The organism is Ureibacillus sp. FSL W8-0352, assembly GCF_038004345.1.
Taxonomy (GTDB): Bacteria; Bacillota; Bacilli; order Bacillales_A; family Planococcaceae; genus Ureibacillus; species Ureibacillus thermosphaericus.
The window spans coordinates 2,174,823-2,192,092 of record NZ_JBBOQT010000001.1 but is presented as its reverse complement, the minus strand read 5'-3'; the positions used below and the strand labels follow the sequence as shown (position 1 = coordinate 2,192,092).

Annotated in this window: 16 protein-coding genes; 13 read left to right on the top strand and 3 right to left on the bottom strand. The window is 35.4% G+C overall.

The window, feature by feature from the left end; all coding sequences use genetic code 11:
- Nucleotides 1–246 precede the first annotated feature (246 nt).
- The 5 genes from tsaE to NST98_RS11070 all read left to right on the top strand — a co-directional run bounded on the left by tsaE (nt 247) and on the right by NST98_RS11070 (nt 4,386).
- Nucleotides 247–696: a tRNA (adenosine(37)-N6)-threonylcarbamoyltransferase complex ATPase subunit type 1 TsaE gene (gene tsaE, locus NST98_RS11090; protein ID WP_096549783.1), complete on the top strand. Its 450-nt coding sequence runs from the start codon at nt 247–249 to the stop codon at nt 694–696.
- A complete protein-coding gene (gene tsaB / locus NST98_RS11085; RefSeq protein ID WP_096549782.1) occupies nt 693–1,400 on the top strand; it encodes a tRNA (adenosine(37)-N6)-threonylcarbamoyltransferase complex dimerization subunit type 1 TsaB in 708 nt (235 codons plus the stop codon). Before tsaE ends, tsaB begins: the two co-directional genes overlap by 4 nt.
- On the top strand, nt 1,397–1,840 hold the full coding sequence (gene rimI, locus NST98_RS11080; RefSeq protein ID WP_096549781.1) for a ribosomal protein S18-alanine N-acetyltransferase: 444 nt from the start codon (nt 1,397–1,399) through the stop codon (nt 1,838–1,840). Before tsaB ends, rimI begins: the two co-directional genes overlap by 4 nt.
- Nucleotides 1,840–2,871: a tRNA (adenosine(37)-N6)-threonylcarbamoyltransferase complex transferase subunit TsaD gene (gene tsaD / locus NST98_RS11075; RefSeq protein WP_016839628.1), complete on the top strand. Its 1,032-nt coding sequence runs from the start codon at nt 1,840–1,842 to the stop codon at nt 2,869–2,871. The genes rimI and tsaD overlap by 1 nt, the downstream gene beginning before the upstream one ends.
- A 240-nt stretch (nt 2,872–3,111) precedes the next feature.
- Nucleotides 3,112–4,386, top strand: coding sequence for an ISL3 family transposase (locus NST98_RS11070; protein WP_340715043.1), 1,275 nt, complete (start codon nt 3,112–3,114; stop codon nt 4,384–4,386).
- A gap of 440 nt (nt 4,387–4,826) precedes the next feature.
- Here NST98_RS11070 and NST98_RS11065 read toward each other — a convergent pair whose 3' ends face one another.
- Nucleotides 4,827–6,770, bottom strand: a complete 1,944-nt coding sequence (locus NST98_RS11065; RefSeq protein ID WP_340715129.1) for an ABC-F family ATP-binding cassette domain-containing protein — start codon at nt 6,768–6,770, stop codon at nt 4,827–4,829.
- A gap of 130 nt (nt 6,771–6,900) precedes the next feature.
- Between NST98_RS11065 and NST98_RS11060 the strand changes: the two genes are divergently transcribed.
- The 3 genes from NST98_RS11060 (at nt 6,901) to tatC (ending at nt 8,732) form a co-directional block, all read left to right on the top strand.
- Entirely contained in the window at nt 6,901–7,533 is a 633-nt protein-coding gene (locus NST98_RS11060; protein ID WP_340715128.1) for a redox-sensing transcriptional repressor Rex, read from the top strand.
- A gap of 90 nt (nt 7,534–7,623) precedes the next feature.
- Nucleotides 7,624–7,878 carry a twin-arginine translocase TatA/TatE family subunit gene (gene tatA, locus NST98_RS11055; protein ID WP_016839631.1) on the top strand — a complete coding sequence of 85 codons (255 nt, stop codon included), beginning with the start codon at nt 7,624–7,626 and terminating at the stop codon, nt 7,876–7,878.
- Nucleotides 7,879–7,901: 23 nt separating this feature from the next.
- Nucleotides 7,902–8,732 (top strand): twin-arginine translocase subunit TatC, encoded by an 831-nt coding sequence (gene tatC, locus NST98_RS11050; protein ID WP_340715727.1) that lies wholly within the window; start codon nt 7,902–7,904, stop codon nt 8,730–8,732.
- Between the two features lie 68 nt (nt 8,733–8,800).
- Here tatC and NST98_RS11045 read toward each other — a convergent pair whose 3' ends face one another.
- On the bottom strand, nt 8,801–9,562 hold the full coding sequence (locus tag NST98_RS11045; RefSeq protein ID WP_168412398.1) for a CPBP family glutamic-type intramembrane protease: 762 nt from the start codon (nt 9,560–9,562) through the stop codon (nt 8,801–8,803).
- Between the two features lie 218 nt (nt 9,563–9,780).
- Between NST98_RS11045 and groES the strand changes: the two genes are divergently transcribed.
- From groES to NST98_RS11025, 4 genes are all read left to right on the top strand, one after another.
- Entirely contained in the window at nt 9,781–10,062 is a 282-nt protein-coding gene (gene groES, locus NST98_RS11040; RefSeq protein ID WP_016839634.1) for a co-chaperone GroES, read from the top strand.
- 104 nt (nt 10,063–10,166) lie between these two features.
- Nucleotides 10,167–11,786 carry a chaperonin GroEL gene (gene groL, locus NST98_RS11035; RefSeq protein ID WP_016839635.1) on the top strand — a complete coding sequence of 540 codons (1,620 nt, stop codon included), beginning with the start codon at nt 10,167–10,169 and terminating at the stop codon, nt 11,784–11,786.
- Between the two features lie 510 nt (nt 11,787–12,296).
- Nucleotides 12,297–12,446: a hypothetical protein gene (locus tag NST98_RS11030; protein ID WP_172597782.1), complete on the top strand. Its 150-nt coding sequence runs from the start codon at nt 12,297–12,299 to the stop codon at nt 12,444–12,446.
- Nucleotides 12,447–12,678: 232 nt separating this feature from the next.
- Entirely contained in the window at nt 12,679–14,136 is a 1,458-nt protein-coding gene (locus tag NST98_RS11025; RefSeq protein WP_340715127.1) for a DHA2 family efflux MFS transporter permease subunit, read from the top strand.
- Between the two features lie 97 nt (nt 14,137–14,233).
- Here the strand turns inward: NST98_RS11025 and NST98_RS11020 are convergent, their stop codons facing one another.
- Nucleotides 14,234–15,595, bottom strand: a complete 1,362-nt coding sequence (locus NST98_RS11020; RefSeq protein WP_096550514.1) for an IS4 family transposase — start codon at nt 15,593–15,595, stop codon at nt 14,234–14,236.
- A 402-nt stretch (nt 15,596–15,997) separates the two neighbouring features.
- Between NST98_RS11020 and NST98_RS11015 the strand changes: the two genes are divergently transcribed.
- Nucleotides 15,998–17,203 carry an EAL-associated domain-containing protein gene (locus NST98_RS11015; RefSeq protein WP_340715126.1) on the top strand — a complete coding sequence of 402 codons (1,206 nt, stop codon included), beginning with the start codon at nt 15,998–16,000 and terminating at the stop codon, nt 17,201–17,203.
- The last annotated feature ends 67 nt before the right edge of the window (nt 17,204–17,270 follow it).

The following is a 17,270-nucleotide window of genomic DNA, read 5'->3' as shown; positions in this document are numbered from 1 at the left end:
AATGGTGATAATTTTTATATTAATTGCAAGTCTTATTCATTTTATCTTTCATTATTTTCTTCAATAAGTGGATAGGGAAACGCATCTCTCTATAAAATGAAAACAATTTATTTCTAGATAAGAAATGAATGAGTTACTATATAGAGAGATGTTTTTTTTTTGGATTTATAAATGATACATTTTGAATTAATGAATTCTTTTAGATAAACTATTGTTAATGTTAGGGTGAGAGGATACGTGAAGACGATGTACGAAAAGGAAGTGCATTCTTTAGAAGAAACAAATCAACTTGGAATTCGTTTAGCGAATTTACTTGAGCCGGGAGATAATCTAACATTTGAAGGGGATTTAGGTGCCGGGAAAACAACATTTATTCAAGCTTTAGCGAAAGGACTGGGTATTTCCCGAACAGTGAATAGCCCTACTTTTACAATCATGAAACAATATGAAGGGAAGTTGCCGCTTAATCACTTAGATGTGTATCGTTTAGAAAATAGTGATGAAGATTTAGGATGGGATGAAATATTTTATGGTGATGCGGTAACGGTAATTGAATGGGCACATTTAATTGAGGAAAATCTACCGGATGAAAGATTAGATATTGAAATTCAACGAATTGATGAAAATAAAAGAAAATTTATATTTAGACCAATAGGAAAACGGTATGAACGATTATGTGAGGAGTTATTTACATGATTTGGTTAGGAATTGAAACATCAAACGCTCCACTTTCCGTCGCTATCGTAAGAGACGGAGAAGTGCTTTCAGAAATAGTACAAAATACAAAATCAACACATTCTGTTACTTGTATGCCAACAATAGAAGAGGTATTTCGAAAAACTAACTTAAAACCTGTTGATATTGATGCCGTAGCGGTTTCCGAAGGTCCTGGTTCGTATACTGGGCTAAGAATCGGGGTAACGATTGCAAAAACGTTATCTTGGACTTTAAAGAAACCATTAGTTGGCATATCAAGTCTAAAAGTGCTTGCAAGTAATGTTGAATTGTTTGATGGCATTATTTGCACGATGTTTGATGCTAGAAGAAAGAATGTATACGCTGCAGTATATAAAGGGAAAGAATTGAAAACGATTATTCCAGAACATCATGGATCTTTGGAAGAACTGTTGCAACAGTTAAAAGAGTATCAAGAAACAATTATGTTTGTTGGTTCAGATGTGAAAAAATTTAAGGAAGAGATTCAATCCGTTTTAGGTGAACAGGCTAAATTTGCACCGCCTTCACTTAACTTACCGAGAGCTTCAAAATTAATCGAATTAGCTGAAAAAGAACCATTGCCAACATTAGAAATGGTTCATTCCTTTGTGCCAAAATATCATCGTTTAGCTGAAGCAGAGGCAAATTGGTTAAAAGCACATCAAAAGGAGCAAAAAGGATGATTCACTATCGAAAAATGACGGCACAAGATGTGGAGGCAGTGCATGCGATAGAGGTTGAATCGTTTCCAACTCCTTGGACCGAGGATTCTTTTCATTACGAAATGAGAGAAAATCCCTTTGCTCATTACATTGTAGCAGAAGATGACCATGGAACAATTGTTGGATATTGCGGTATCTGGATTGTCGTTGATTCTGCTCAAATTACCAATGTGGCGGTTACTGAAAAATCAAGAGGACAAGGCATTGGTGAAGGGCTTATGCGAGAGGCAATGAGAGTAGCGAAAGAACACAATGCGGAAACGATGAGTTTAGAAGTACGTGTATCAAACATAGTGGCACAAAATTTATACCGAAAGCTCGGATTCCAAGATGGCGGAATTCGGAAAGGATATTATACAGATAACCAGGAAGATGCTCTAGTAATGTGGGTGAATTTATAATGGAAAACTTAATTTTAGCAATTGAAACAAGCTGTGATGAGACAGCTGCTAGCGTAATTAGAAATGGAAATGAAATTCTTTCAAACGTAGTAGCTTCACAAATCGATAGTCAAAAAAGATTTGGGGGGGTCGTACCAGAAATTGCGTCTCGCCACCATGTTGAACAAATAACGGTTGTAATTGAAGAAGCATTGGAAAAGGCAAGCATTGTACCATCAGATTTAGACGCAGTGGCAGTGACGGAAGGCCCAGGACTAGTTGGTGCATTGCTTATCGGCATTAATGCAGCAAAAGCCTTTGCCTTTGCTCACGGATTACCGATTATTGGGGTGCACCATATTGCCGGTCACATATATGCAAGTGCGCTTGTTGAACCAATGAAATTTCCTTTATTAGCACTTGTTGTATCTGGAGGGCATACGGAATTAATCTATATGAAAGAACATGGATCTTTTGAAGTCATTGGAGAAACTCGCGATGATGCGGCCGGGGAAGCTTATGATAAAGTGGCACGGGTGTTAAATTTACCTTATCCCGGTGGTCCGCATATTGATCGAATGGCTCATGAAGCTAAAAAAGGTGTAGATTTTCCACGAGCGTGGTTAGAAGATACGTATGATTTTAGTTTTAGTGGATTAAAATCAGCTGTTATTAATTATAAACATAATTTGGAGCAAAGAGGACAATCAATTGTGCCTGAAGAAGTCGCAAAAGGCTTCCAAGACAGTGTTGTAGAAGTATTGACAACTAAAACGATAAAAGCAGCTAAGGAATTAGGGGTTAAACAAGTAATAGTAGCTGGTGGTGTTTCTGCAAATCGTGGATTGCGAGAAAGTTTAAGTAAAGCGCTTGAACAGGAAGGGATACCATTTACGGCTCCACCACTTTCTTTATGCACAGATAATGCAGCAATGATTGGCGCCTGTGCGGCTTACATGTTTGAAGCGGGAGTAAGATCCGATTTATCGATGAATGGTTTGCCAGGGAAAGAATTGAAAAGTTGGAGTAATACAGACGACAAACTTCGATAAAAGTATAATATTTTCTTCAGAAAAAGATGGGGTATGACATGAAGTCATATCCTTTTTATTTATACACAAAATTATACACAGAATTAAAATATTGAATATTTTTCTTAAAACGGCTCTATAATATTTGGTGTTGGTGAGTATAAACCAGCACCAATTTTTTTGAACAAAAAAAATGAGACAGTGACAAAACTCTGGTAAAATGTAATCGCCAAAACACATTTTCCAAAGGAGTTGTGTCACATGTCTCACCATCATTCTATACGAAACCTACTCAATATAAAAGACAAAAATATCACATTTGATGAAAATTTTTGTTCTACCGAAACAATCAAAAAAGTAAAAGCGAAAGTCTTTCATGGGACGTTAACGTATCAACCAAAAGCTTGTTATGCTTGTGGACATGTCTTCGATGATCAAATCATTAAACACGGTTTTAAAACGTCTCTCATTAAAATGCCTAGCATTTCAGGTTTTCATACCTACTTAAAATTGCGTAAACAGCGTTATTTCTGTAAACATTGTCATTCCACGTTTACTTTAAAAACGAGCGTCGTGGCTAAAAACTGTTGTATTTCCAACAATACCAAAGTATCGATTGCTTTAAACGCCAAAGATAAAATATCCGAAAAAGATATTGCGATGAAACATAATGTTTCTCATGCCACTGTCAGTCGTGTCATTGACAGCTTTTATAGCTACTATCAACCAAATGTTCACTACCTTCCAAAGCATTTGTGTTTTGATGAGTTTAAATCAGTGAAATCCGCAGCTGGAGCGATGTCCTTTATTTTCTGCGACTCTGAAACGGGGGAGATTGTGGATATCGTGGAGGACCGGAGATTATCTGTCCTCAAAGAGTATTTCTTACGGTATTCCAAGAAGGCGAGAGATGCGGTAAAAACGATTGTCATCGATATGTATAGCCCTTATATTTCCTTAATCCAAGAAGTTTTCCCTAAAGCGGAAATCGTACTCGACAAATTCCATATCCTCCAACTATTTAGCAGAGCTTTAAACAAAACGCGCATCAACGTCATGAATCGGGATAAAAAGAATTACAATAAATTGAAAAAATACTGGAAGCTCCTTCTGAAAGATCAAACAAAACTTGATTATAAGAACTATACATATCATCGTTGCTTTAAAAAGCATATGTGTGAGGTGGAGATTCTCCACTATCTCATTGATTTAGATTCTGAATTAAAAGCGTCCTATGAGTTATACCAATACGTTCGACATTACATCAAAACCAAAGACTTTGAGCTCCTAAAGAAAACATTAGAGAATAAACAAAATATCGTTTCCAGCTATATGAAAACCGCCATCAAGACAATCAACAAATACATCAATTATGTCGAGAATACGCTAAAGTACGATTATAATAACGGCATTTTAGAGGGGATTAATAACAAAATCAAAGTGATTAAACGCATTTCTTTCGGTTATCGATCCTTCTATCACTTTAGAAACCGAATATTCATTACCCAAAACTTAGCGAAAATAAAAACAGCTTAGGGGAACCTCGAATTTCCCCTAAGCCATCCGATTACATATTACCAAATAATGTCACTAAAATTTATTCACCAACACCATTTGACAAAGAACCCTTAAAACTTATTCGCAAGTTTGTGAATAGTTTTCTTTTTTGTCAAGACGAACATTCGTACTTATGCACAATCTGTGTATAACTTGTGGATAACCTGTGATAAAGCTGTGAAAAATCAATATATTGTGTGTATTTTTCCAGAACGAAGTGTGGATTTTTTTTTCTGGTGATGTGGATAATGTGGAAAAGGCTGTTGATATGTTGGTATCACTGAGTTTTTATTGTGAATAAAACTGTGGGGAAAATTTATCGAAATTTGTCTATTGACCAAGGTATATGTAATATTCGAAAACAAGATTCATGTTTTCCATATATAAATGAAAAGCTACCTGAATATTATTCAGGTAGCTTAAATTTTCAGGTTTTCCAATTCTTCTTGTAGTTCAAGCCATTGAGTTTCGAGCTCGCTGTGAGATTGCTTTAACGAATCCAGTTTATTTTGGAGCTCTAATGCCTTTTCGTAATCACTAAAAATCTCTGGTTCACAAAGCTTCAGTTCAATATTGTTAATTTCCTCTTCATAATTGGACATTTCTTTTTCAAGCTCTTCAATTTTTCTTCGAATTTGGCGCTCTCGTTTTTTGACTTCTTTGCTTACTGAAGATGGATGTTGGATTTTGATTTCTTCTTGTTTTGCTTCATGTTTTGTTTCATTCAGTTTAGCTAATTCCATTAATTCTTGTTTTTTCTCTACATAATAATCATAATCACCTAAATACTCAAACGTGCCTGTGGCGGATAGTTCAACGACTTTTGTAGCAATTTTATTCATGAAATAACGGTCATGGGAAACGAATAGTATCGTTCCGGGATAGTCCATCAACGCATTTTCTAAAACTTCTTTACTGTCTAAATCAAGATGGTTTGTTGGTTCATCTAATACAAGGAAATTTGCTTTTTGCAACATGAGTTTTGCTAAGGCAAGGCGTGCTTTTTCCCCACCGGATAATGTATTAACAAGTTTTAGTACATCATCGCCACTAAATAAAAATTGACCTAAAACGGAACGAATTTCTTTTTCATTCATTAACGGCCATTCATCCCAAAGTTCATTTAAAACGGTTTTATTACTATCGAGTTTTGCTTGTTCTTGATCGTAATAGCCAATTTTAACGTTCGTTCCATAACGAATGCTTCCAGACAGTGGAGATAAATCTTTGACAATGGTTTTTAATAGAGTGGATTTTCCGACTCCGTTCGGTCCTACTATCGCAACTCGATCTTGTCGGAAGATGCGCAAATAGATATTTTCAGAAATCGTTTGATTTTGCTCATATCCAATTGATAAATCATCGATTGATAGTACATCATTTCCGCTTTGTCTTTCGATATCAAATCCGAATTTTGCTGATTTTTCATCGCCTATGGGGGCATCCATCCATTGGATACGTTCCAACATTTTTCTTCGGCTTTTTGCAAGTTTTGCTGTAGAAGCACGTGCAATATTTTTTTGAATAAAGGCTTCAAGTTTCGCTTTTTCATCTTGCTGTTGCTCATACATTTTTAAATCGCGTTCATATTGTTTTGCTTTTTGGTCCAAATAATCGCTATAATTTCCTATATACTTTGTTACGCGAGTTCTTGATACTTCATAAACGATATTGACGATTTGATCGAGAAAATAACGATCGTGAGAAACGATTAAAATGGCACCTGTATAAGCTTTTAAATAATTTTCAAGCCAACTTAATGTTTCGATATCTAAATGGTTCGTAGGCTCGTCTAAAATCAGTAAATCCGGTTTACTTAGTAGCAATTTTGCAAGGGCAAGTCGTGTTCGTTGACCACCCGATAAGGAAGAAACAGGTTTATCATACATGTCGGGGAAGAATTTTATACCATGGAGTACGGAACGTGTATCTGCTTCATATTGATAGCCACCTGCTTCTTTAAAAGAATGTTGTAGTTGATCATATTCTGCCATAATACGAGAGTAATTCGTTGGACTCTCATACACGGATGGGTCAGCCATTTGTTGTTCTAATTCGCGAAGTCGCATTTCTTGTTTTTTTAACGGTTCAAATACTGTCATTATTTCTTCCCAAATTGTACGTTTGGATTCAAGACCAGCATGTTGTTCTATATACCCAATTGTTATATCTTTAGGAATAATGATTTCGCCAGAATCGTAAGACAATTGTCCAGCGATGATTTTTAATAACGTAGATTTACCCGCACCGTTGCGACCTACTAATGCGACACGGTCACGGTGTTGAACTTCTAATTTTACATCCTTTAATATTTCATCAGATAAGAATGATTTTGTTAATTGATTTACTTGAAGTATGATCATGTTTACACCTCTGTTCACTACTATTAGTGTAATAGAAGACAGGAATTCAAGCAATGTGAACGCTTTACTTATTTAGCTATGTTTAGTAATATAAAATCAATTTCGAGTTGAAGTTAACAGGGGGATTATTGTGAAAAGAGATATAAAAATTCCACAGGCGACAACAAAAAGACTTCCTCTTTATTATCGGTTTTTACAGAACTTTGCAAATGATGGAAAACAGAGAGTTTCATCTCAAGAATTAAGTGAGGCAATGAAGATTGACTCCGCTACAATTCGAAGAGATTTTTCTTATTTTGGCGCCTTAGGTAAAAAAGGATATGGATATGATGTTTTGTATTTGTTGGAATTTTTTAGACAAATTCTAGATCAAGATGAAGGCGCGAATGTCGCTCTTATTGGCGTGGGGAATTTAGGAAATGCCCTTTTGAAATATAATTTCCAAAAAAATCATAATACGAGAATCGTTGTTGCGTTCGATACAAAGGCGCCAATGGAAGGGCATGAAGTAAATGGAATCCCAGTTTATCATCCCGATCGATTAGAAGAAATGTATCAAAAATATAATGCAGAACTTGCAATATTAACTGTATCTTCACGCTCTGCCCAAGTCATTGCCGATCGCTTATCAGCAATCAACGCAAAAGGAATATTGAATTTTACTCCTGTTCGTTTAAATGTTCCGGAAACGATGAAAGTAATGAATATCGATTTAGCAGTTGAACTAGAGGCTTTAATTTATTTAATTCGCAATAGTGATTGATAAAAAGTTTTCACAATCTATTTCCGTTATGTAATGCAAAATATGTCGAATTGGGGTAAAATAAATACATAAACTGAGGAGGTGTCATCGATGGTTGTGCATTTAAGTGCAATTACACCAACTGCCCTTATTATTATCGGGATTGTTGCATTGATTATTTTCGGACCGAAAAAATTACCTGAATTTGGACGAGCAATGGGAACGACTTTGCGTGAGTTCAAAAAGGGTACGCAAGGTTTAATAGATGATAGCGATGTTACTGATAAAAAGAACATCATAGAGATAGATCAGCAACAAAAATCCATTGAGAAAGTTGAAACGAAAGAACAAGAACACAATAAGTAATAATAAGGATGTCTAAAAGAAAAATGGATCCAAAAGAACTTCCTATTATAGAACATATAGAGGAATTAAGAAAGCGCTTAATTATTTGTGCTGTTTTTTTCGTTATCGCATTAATAGCTGGATTCTATGTTGCAGAACCAATCATTAAATTCATTCAGCATGATAATGAAGAATTAGAGGCATTAACATTAAATGCATTCAAAGTAAGCGACCCGCTTACTGTATATTTAGAAGTATCCTTCTTTGTAGCATTAATTTTGACATCTCCGGTGATTTTGTACCAACTTTGGGCATTTATTACACCGGGCTTGTATGAATCTGAGAGGAAAGCAACATTAAAATATATACCGTATTCCTTTGTTTTGTTTTTAGTTGGATTATTGTTTTCTTACTTTATTCTTTTCCCAAACGTTATGAATTTCATGATGAACTTGTCGGAGCGGTTAGATATTCAGCAAACAATCGGCATTAACGAATATTTCTCTTTTTTATTTAAATTAGTGATTCCATTTGGCTTTTTATTTCAACTTCCAGTCATTACATTGTTTTTATCCCGTCTCGGGGTATTGAATCCAAACTTAATGTCAAAGTTTAGAAAGTATTCTTACTTTGTATTATTTGTTATTGCCGTATTAATTTCGCCACCTGACTTAATTTCATATATTCTAATGTCCATTCCGTTATTTGTTTTGTATGAAATTAGCATTGCTATTGCAAAAATCGGATATAAGAAATATTTAAAAGCGGAAGAACAGCGTATGCAAGAAGAAAAGGAAGCGGAACAAAGACAACAAGTGGAAGCTGCGTTAGCAGAACAAAGACGTCTAATTGAACAAATGAAGGAACAAAATTAAAGCCTATTTTCTATGAAATTCATGGAAAATAGGCTTTTTCTTTATTCATGCTTATAAAGCAGGCTATCTTAATGAAAAAATTGTTGAATTTTTTCAATGTTCAATTGTAAGTATGTAACAAAACCATTTAGCATCATGTGCGCGATAATTGGAGTGATTAAACGTTTTGTCTTATTATATAGGAAGGCAAAAATAAAACCAGTTATGGTATAAAGAATGATATGACTAAAATCTAAATGAATAATCGCAAAGACGATTGCACTTATGAAGGCAGCTAACCAAAAGTTATTTTGTGCTTGCATAATCGATCCAAATATTACGCGGCGAAACACAAGTTCTTCTAAAATTGGTCCAAAAATAACGGAAGCTAGAATCATGATTGGTGCGATTTTTGTAATGTTTATAATGGCTTCAGTATTTTCAGAGCCAAGCTCAATGCCTAATGCCGATTCAATTTGAATACCAATCACTTGACCTAAATAAATCATGAAAAAACCGATAATTCCCCAACCAATTGCTACCGACAATGGCATTTTTTCTCCTTTTAAACAATTCCAAAAGTTTTTATTTTTGGAGATCAAGATAAAAGAAATAATTAATGCTATTCCTGCGGTAATGGATGACCACCAGCCTGCTAATGCAATATACGCTGAACGCCCCTCTAAATCAATAAAGCCTAAAAAGAAACTTTTTAGCGGGGGAATCCATAGTAAAAAAGAAGAAAGTTGAAAACAGATATAAGTGATTAATACATAAAAAGCGGTCTTTTGAGTTTGAATATTTTGCGAATTAGCCAATCGTATATTTCCCTCTTTCTTATGCAAATTCATTAAAATGTAATCATAAAATTAATCTTTCCGATCCAAACTAAGGAATGGTGTTTTTACTAATCATATTCTATTGTAGAGGAAGATAGAAAGAAAAGAAATTTTTTATACTTCTCACTTGCAAAAAAAAGGATGATTCATTATTATATAATTGTTAGCACTCGGGTGATAAGAGTGCTAATAATGGAAGATAAAATACGAAATGTAGGAGGTTGTTTCACTTGCTAAGACCATTAGGAGATCGCGTGATTATCGAATTAGTTGAGGTAGAAGAAAAAACTGCTTCTGGACTTGTACTACCTGATTCAGCAAAAGAAAAGCCACAAGAAGGAAAAGTGGTTGCTGTAGGTTCTGGTCGTGTATTAGACAACGGCACTCGCGTTGAGCCTGAAGTAAAAGAAGGCGATGTGATTATCTTCTCTAAATATGCCGGAACAGAAGTGAAATATGAAGGTAAAGAATATTTAATTTTAAGAGAAAGCGATATTTTAGCTGTTTTATAATCATATAGAAAGCAAAATTGCGCCTCTTTCATTGTATGAAATGTCAGGCGTATTTATACCGATTTTGATTACCGATAGATAAAAATAAATGGAGGTAAGGCAAAATGGCAAAAGATATTAAATTTGCAGAAGAAGCTCGTTCGTTAATGTTACAAGGTGTAGATAAATTAGCAAACGCTGTAAAAGTAACATTAGGTCCTAAAGGTCGTAACGTTGTACTTGAAAAGAAATTTGGTTCACCTTTAATTACTAATGACGGTGTAACAATTGCGAAAGAAATCGAACTTGAAAATCCTTATGAAAACATGGGTGCAAAATTAGTTGCAGAAGTTGCTTCTAAAACAAACGAAGTAGCAGGTGACGGTACAACAACTGCAACAGTTTTAGCACAAGCAATGATTCGTGAAGGTTTGAAAAACGTAACAAGCGGTGCAAACCCTGTAGGAATTCGCAAAGGTATTGATAAAGCAGTAGCCGCTGCAATTGAAGAATTGAAAAACATTTCTCGTCAAGTTCAAAATAAAGAAGAAATCGCACAAGTTGCTTCTATCTCTGCAGCCGATGAAGAAGTAGGTAAATTCATCTCTGAAGCGATGGAACGTGTTGGAACTGACGGTGTAATCACAATCGAAGAATCAAAAGGTTTCAATACTGAATTAGATGTAGTAGAAGGTATGCAATTTGACCGCGGTTACGTATCTCACTACATGGTAACAGATACTGATAAAATGGAAGCAGTGCTTGAAAATCCTTACATTTTAATTACTGATAAGAAAATCTCTAGCATTCAAGATATTCTTCCATTATTAGAGCAAGTAGTACAACAAGGCAAACCATTATTAATTATCGCTGAAGATATCGAAGGTGAAGCTCTTGCAACATTAGTATTGAACAAATTACGCGGTACATTCCAAGTAGTTGCTGTAAAAGCACCTGGATTCGGTGACCGCCGTAAAGCAATGCTTGAAGATATTGCCATTTTAACAGGTGGACAAGTTATCACTTCTGACCTTGGCTTAGACTTAAAAACAGCTGATATCACATCTTTAGGACGCGCTGGTAAAGTAGTTGTAAATAAAGAAAACACTACTATCGTTGAAGGTGCTGGAGATCAAGCTGCTATTGAATCACGTGTAAATCAAATCCGTGCTCAAATTGAAGAAACAACTTCAGAATTTGATAAAGAAAAATTACAAGAACGCTTAGCAAAATTAGCTGGCGGTGTAGCAGTAATTAAAGTAGGTGCTGCTACTGAAACAGAATTAAAAGAGCGTAAACTTCGCATCGAAGACGCATTAAACGCTACTCGTGCAGCGGTTGAAGAAGGAATCGTTGCAGGTGGTGGTACTGCATTAGTAAATGTTTATAAAGCAGTAGAAAAAGTATTAGATGAAGTAGATGGCGATGTAGCAACTGGTGTGAAAATTGTGTTACGTGCTCTAGAAGAACCAGTTCGTCAAATCGCAGAAAATGCTGGTTTAGAAGGATCAATCATTGTTGATCGCTTAAAACGTGAAGAAGTTGGCGTTGGTTTCAATGCTGCAACTGGTGAATGGGTAAACATGATTGATGCAGGTATTGTTGACCCAGCTAAAGTAACTCGTTCAGCATTACAAAATGCTGCTAGTGTAGCTGCATTATTCTTAACAACTGAAGCAGTGGTAGCTGATATCCCAGAGCCACCAGCTCAAAATCCAGGAATGCCAGATATGGGCATGATGTAATAACGTTATAAATAAAGACGCCATCCTTTTGGCAGTGTTGAATAGAAAAGGGTTCTTTCCGAAGCAATGGAAAGAACCTTTTTTCTTTGTGCGCCCGGCATGTACATGAACTATAGGGTGTAAGTCCCGAACCCCGAAGACAGAAGTAGAGGTTAGCCAAGAGCAAGGGTGTCCGTGGTGACGCGGAATCTGAAGGAAGCTGGAGGCAAAACACCGGTCCGAGGAACACGAACCTCATATAAGGCTAGGTATGATTGAGTGAGTTTGCAAAACAAAACAAAGCTCTTTCTGTCGAAGGTCATATCGAGTAAATGAGGCGGATAGATGGTGTGAAAGTGCATGTACTTACCCGGGGAGGTCTGGCGGATATGTGAAGTACGCTTCATAACCTACTTAGTGATAAGTAGCTGAACCGTCAGAAGTCAGCAGAGGTCATAGTATTAGTTGGTTTAGAACTACTAAGAAGGACCGAACAATTAAGAGAGAATAGCCCTTGGCATTCAGTGAGTCATGATGAACACAGAAAACGTAGTACCTCACTTGAGGAAGGAAGCGGTGAATCCCGTGGGGGACCTCTTGGAGGGTGGAGTGACCACTGGCATAAAGAGAACAGCTATTCACGGAAGTTATATAAAGACTTGCGTCAATCATCTTAATTGAACCGCCGTATACGGAACCGTACGTACGGTGGGGTGAGAGGACGGGAGTTAATCGCTCCCTCCTACTCGATTCGCTTACATCTTCATCTATAACAATATTGAACTGCTAGTATAAATTCAAAATTACTAAATTTAAAGTAAAATAAAAAGGTAATATTTTTTTCTTGATAAATTTGAACTGTAGGTATAGAATAGATTTCGCTTAAAAATTGTTACAGAGAGTGTGAATAGATATGACTAAAGAACTGTCAGCACAAAGGCCTCCTTATTTAATGATCGCTGTATTGTTTATAGGAGCCTTTATTTCGTTTTTAAATAATACCTTAATGAATGTTGCATTACCTACCATCATGCAAGATTTTCAAATTAGTTATGCAACTGTACAGTGGCTTTCTAACGGCTATATGTTAGTTAGCGGTGTATTAATCCCTGCCTCTGCTTTTTTCATCACGAGATTTAACACAAAACCTTTATTTGTAGTGGCTACTAGTATTTTTACTTTAGGTACGCTACTTGCAGCCTTCTCTCCTAACTTTGGAACATTGCTTGCCGGAAGAATGGTTCAAGCTGCAGGTTCATCCGTTATGGCTCCGCTCTTAATGAATGTGATGTTAGTTAGTTTCCCAATTGAAAAACGTGGGACAGCAATGGGCTTCTTCGGGCTTATTATGATGGCTGCACCAGCAATCGGTCCAACATTATCGGGCTATATTGTAGAACATTATAATTGGCGAATTCTATTTACGATGATTTTGCCTTTTGCAGTTATTAGTGTTTTATTAGGTTTATGGAAATTAGAGAATGTCATACCAACGAAAAAAAAATCATTGGATTATTTTTCAATTGTGTTAAGTACAATTGGGTTCGGTTCTCTTTTATACGGATTTAGTACAGCTGGTAATAAAGGATGGTCCGACCCTGTAATTATTACAACCATCATCATTGGTATAATTGGCATCGTTTTATTTGTATTGAGACAATTAAAACTTGAATCTCCGTTTTTAAGTATGGAAATCTTTAAGGCTCCTTCCTATACCCTTTCCGCAATTTTTAGTTCCGTGCTTGGAATGGGGTTAACAGGGGGAATGATTTTAACTCCAGCTTATTTACAAAGTGTGCGGCATATCGAACCGATGGAGTCAGGGTTAATGATGTTACCGGGAGCGCTTGTTATGGCTGCAATGTCACCTATTACTGGTCGCTTGTTTGACAAGTTTGGACCACGCGTATTGGCGATAATTGGTATGAGTATTATGACGGTTACAACATATCTACTGTCTCATTTAGAAATTGACACTTCAATTATTTATATCATTTCCGTATATACTGTTCGAACAATCGGGATATCTTTAGTGATGATGCCTGTCATGACAAATGGATTAAATTCTCTAGCACCTCGATTGAATCCACATGGTACTGCAGCAAATAACACCATTCAACAAATTGCTGGTTCCATTGGCACAGCAGTCTTGATTGCGGTGATGAACACAAAGGCTACATCCGTTGGAGAAAAAATGGCAGCGGAAGCGATGCAAGCTGGCACATTTTCGGAGGAAGTAATGGCAAGCATTACCCAACAGGCCCTTTTAGAAGGAATTGAATTAGCATTCTTTGTAGCAACTTGCTCTACTCTTATTCCACTACTTTTATCATTCTTCTTAAAACGTGTAACACAGCCTCAAATTAAATAAAAATGAAACGAACAAAAACCACCATTTTCAATATTGAAAAATGGTGATTTTATTTTCCAATATTCTTTATAAAATTTATAAGAATTATATGATTTACTCAACTTTCGCACACAGATATTGTCAGACATCTCTTGATGTAATTGGGTAAAGACGCAATCCATTCTTGTACTTTACTTTTAAATAATTCCATGTTCAAACAAACATTAGCTTCTGCTAATGTTTGGAAGATCGCTAATAATTGATTCAATGCACTCTCTAGATTCATATCTTTTACATCTTCACATAATAGAAAAAAGAGATTTCCAATCGTTTTAGGATCGTTGTTTTGTCTACGCTCCCACTCTAAGAGTATAAAGCGAGTAAACACAATCGTTGTATGACTAATCAACAGATCATACGAACGACCTTGAAATTCTTTTGCTAGGTTAAGCAATGATTTGGTACACTTGAAAAATGTTTCGATGTCCCAGCGCATCCCGTAAATACGCACAATTTCTTCATCTGAAAGTGTGGTATCTGTACTCAAAATGGCTAACCATTCACTCTTTTTATTGCGGTTACGCACGAATACAATCTTGACTTGTCGTCCTTTTGCAAGATGAACATGGATCGAACCGAGTAGGTCTTTCTTTTCCATGGTACGCTTTGCTTTTTTAAAGAGTTCATCCAGAGTATGGGCTTCACCATCTATGAAATAACGTTGTTTTAGCTGCTTGACCATACCAATGACAAATAAACCTTTATCCGTGATTTTTTCAATCAAAGGCTCATGCGTAAACCAAGTATCCATTAACACATAATCAGCTGTAATTCCTGCATTTAAGGCATGATCCAATAAAGCAGAGACAACGCTTGGCTTATCTTGTTGTGCTTCAAGACGACGCTTGTAGCCGGAAGTGCGTTTATCAATGGATTCATCGACCCCGTTAAGTTGATTTTCCTTTTTCGCTGAACTCAATAAAGCAAAGTCTACAGGTAGAAAAGAATATCCATCAGACCAACCAAGAGTAAGCAACTGAAACCCCTTATAGAATCGTTTCTCTGTATGATCAAATACTCGTGAAAGAAGTTCAACAGACTTGCTTCGGTTGCGTGAAAAGAGTGAATCATCAACAATAAACACCTTCACTCTGTTGTTTGATGTAAGCTTTTTTATACGTCCAGTAAGATCTTGACATAAGGAAAGTAAAAAAGTTCGCCAAGCATAAGTAGATGAATTTAGAAAACGGTAGATCGTATCTTTTTTAGGTAAGTCCACGGCTTTCTTACTTTGAAGTGCTTGAAACCAATTTTTATATTGGAAAACAAGCAAAAAAATAAGACGGAAAATAGATAAGCATGAATAACCAAATCCCTTAGTAATTCTCGCTTTTCTCAAATGTTTGCCTATATTTAATTCAGAAAATCTTCGTTCAAGTTCTTTTGGTAGTTGTGCAAAAGTATCTTTTTTCGTTATCATAATGGTGACACCTTCTTTGGTATTTGGTTTGTTCACCATAATTTTACCAAAAGATAGGTGTCTTTTTCTTTTAAAAAAATAAAATCAATAAAAAACAAGAGAAATAATGAAAGACGATATAAAACAGTCATATCAAGAGTTGCAATAAGATATTACTCTGCGAAAGTTGAGTGATTTATTTTATTATAAAATTATTTTATAATAATTAATGGTCTGATTTGAAATGATATTAAATAAAATTTGAGGAATGTTTAGAATTAGGGAAAGGGGAAGTAGCTCTTTTTTCAGTTATATGAATATTAGAAATGAATGTTCTATTTAAGTTGCTTTTTAATGCATTATTTCATGTATAATACAGTTAGCATAGCAAGTTTGAACATAATTTGTGTGTGGAGGTTTCTTATGGAAGTACTAGATATTTTAGATAGAATAAATGAAATAGAAGTGTTTTATGAGCCAATTTTTAGTGCGGATTCGCATTCGATTGTTGCTTATGAAGTTTCTGGAAAGCTTTCAATAAATGATAAAACAATCGATATTGTTAATTTAACTTATGATTCAACGATACTCGAAGATTTGCGGAAAGAAGCAGAACTTACTCTCATAAAAAAAGCTGTTACAGAAGTAAAGGATTCGTTGAATGATTTCTATGTTTATTTACCATGTAATCCAAATTTGTTTATGACAGATGTTGGAGATGCTTATTTTCAAGCAATAAAACAAACAATTGGTGAATCGTTATTATCCAAAATATTTCTAGTAATTCCAGCGCATAAATATGAAGGGGAAGCAGATGAATTACAGCATCCAATTCGGTATATGAAAACGTTTGGTGTCAAAATCGCTTTAGACGAAATTGGTAAAGAAAGCAAGTTGGATCAAATACTAATGTTGGAGCCAACTGTATTAAAAATCAACATTAATCAATTGAATTACAATGCTTGGGGATCCCAAAGTCATGTGTTTACAACGATTCAAAGTTTGGCAATCAAAATGGGTGCCGCTTTAATGTTTAATGATATAAAAACGGATTATCAATTACATCACGCTTGGAAGCATGGTGCTCGATATTTTAAAGGAGAATATTTACAGAAACCTTCTACACATTTAAATCCGAAAGACTCATTAAAAGAGCGATTCCGCAATGATTGTAAACAATTTATTGCAACTGAAAGAAAGCAGTTGGAATTAAAATATGAAGAAATGAAAAAATTGAAAAAGGATATTGCTACAATTGTTGATCAATCAAAACTACAAAGTCATGATGAGGAGTCACTCTTAGCATTAGCAAACAAATTAACAAAATATGCTTTCCGATTTTATATTTGCAATGAAGAAGGATTTCAAATATCCCCAAATATCGTGCGTAGAAATGGAAATTGGATAGTGGAAAAAGAAGCTATCGGTAAAAATTGGAGTTGGCGACCTTACTTTCTCTTAAATATCATCAAATTAAAAGATGATGTGAAAGGTGAACTTTCAAATATATATAGTGACATCAAAACCGGCGAATTAACTCGTACGTTCTCCATGGCATTAGCTGATAATGAATATTTATTTGTTGATATTTCGTACGATTACTTATATGAACACAATCTGTTACATTAGTAATGAATTTGTATTCGATAAATGAAAGGAAAAGTAAATTTTTGGAGGCTATCTAGAAATTTCTAGA